1 protein-coding gene is annotated in these 1,886 nt (G+C 43.9%); it reads left to right on the top strand.

All coding sequences use genetic code 11. From position 1 onward, the window contains the following. The first annotated feature begins 548 nt into the window (after positions 1–548). The gene (gene ltrA, locus AAIB49_RS19780) at positions 549–1,811 is read left to right on the top strand and encodes a group II intron reverse transcriptase/maturase (protein ID WP_188384654.1); all 1,263 of its coding nucleotides are present in this window, start codon (positions 549–551) and stop codon (positions 1,809–1,811) included. The last annotated feature ends 75 nt before the right edge of the window (positions 1,812–1,886 follow it).

The following is a 1,886-nucleotide window of genomic DNA, read 5'->3' as shown; positions in this document are numbered from 1 at the left end:
TAGTGTGCCAGGCATGCACACATTCTCTAGGGTTGAAGTCCTGAATCACGAAGGCAGTAGTAGTGATTAGCTTAAGACAAGGGTGTCTAGGGTGACCTAGAATCTGAAGGAAGTCAGCGGCAAATCTCCGCCTCGAGGAACACAAACTTCATATAAGGCTAGATGTTCTTGGATGAGACTGCTATACAAGTTGAAGTCCTTACTGCCAAAGGGAGCATAGAGTAAATGGAGCGAGGACATGGAGAGGAAGAATGTGTGCTTACCCTGGGAGGTCTGATAGAAATGCGGTACACCTGCCGTAACCGAACATGAGAATGTTCGCTGAACTATCAGAAGTCAGCCGAAGCCATAGTACCGAATGCTCCTAGGGTATTCGGGAAGGGCTGAATCATCTAAGGAGAATTGCCACTTTGCATACGCAACACTTGATGACGCAGAAACATAAGAACCTTCCTAATGGAGGAAACGATGAATCTCGTGGGGGACATTAGAAGGGCTGAAAGTAGTTGCCACATAAGAAGGACGGACAATTCGCGTAGGAGTTCGATATCATGTTGGAAAGAATACTATCACGGGAAAACTTAATACAAGCACTAAAACGTGTAGAAAGAAACAAAGGAAGTCATGGTGTGGATGATATGCCTGTACAAAACCTACGAGCACATATCATGAAACAGTGGACTACCATTCGGGAACAACTCGAAAAGGGAACCTACTACCCTCAACCTGTTCGTCGTGTCGAAATCCCGAAACCAAACGGTGGGAAGAGAAAGTTAGGTATCCCTACCGTGACAGACCGATTCCTCCAACAAGCAATCGCACAAGTCCTAACGGAAGTTTACGACCCTACATTTTCGCGATACAGTTATGGATTCCGTCCAAACAAGCGCGGACATGATGCGGTGAGACAAGCTAGAAATTATATCAAGCAGGGTTACCGTTGGGTAATCGATATGGATTTAGAGAAATTCTTCGATAAAGTAAATCATGACAGACTGATGCGAACATTAAGTAAAAGAATTCAAGACCCAATGGTCTTGAAATTAATCAGAAGATATTTACAGGCAGGAATTATGGAAGATGGGTTAGCTTGTCCTAATACAGAAGGTACTCCCCAAGGAGGCCCCCTAAGTCCACTACTTTCCAATATTGTCCTCGATGAACTGGATAAAGAACTGGAGAAAAGAGGACTTCACTTCGTCCGTTATGCAGACGACTGTAATATCTATGTTCGCTCCAAACGTGCGGGTTTACGAATCATGAATACTATCACTAAATTCATAGAAGAGAAACTGAAACTCAAAGTAAATGGAGACAAAAGTGCGGTAGACCGCCCATGGAGACGCAAATTCCTTGGATTTTCTTTTACCATCCAGAAGGAAACCCCGAAAATCCGGGTTTCAAAAGAAAGTGTAAAACGCTTTAAACAGCGAGTTCGTGAACTGACTTCTAGAAGGAAATCGGTGGCGATGGATAGAAGGATGGAGAAACTAAATCGATTCCTAATAGGTTGGTTAGGCTACTACCAACTGGCAGAAACGCCTTCTTTATTCAAGAAACTAGATGCCTGGATAAGAAGAAGGTTACGAATGATTCGTTGGAAGGAATGGAAGAAAGTCCAAACAAGGTACCATAACTTAATTCGATACGGAATTAAGAAAGGAAAAGCGTGGGAATGGGCTAACACAAGAAAGGGATACTGGCGAATAGCTAAAAGCCCAATCTTGCATAAAGCCCTTGACGACCAATATTGGTCAGGCCAAGGGCTAAAGAGTCTATTTAGTAGATATCAAACGTTACGTTGGACTTAGATGGAACCGCCGTATACGGAACCGTACGTACGGTGGTGTGAGAGGTCGGAGGTTAATCGCCTCCTCCTACTCGAT

Source organism: Ornithinibacillus proteolyticus, from assembly GCF_039581225.1.
Lineage (GTDB): Bacteria > Bacillota > Bacilli > Bacillales > Amphibacillaceae > Ornithinibacillus > Ornithinibacillus massiliensis.
This window is presented reverse-complemented; position numbering and strand designations above follow the sequence as displayed.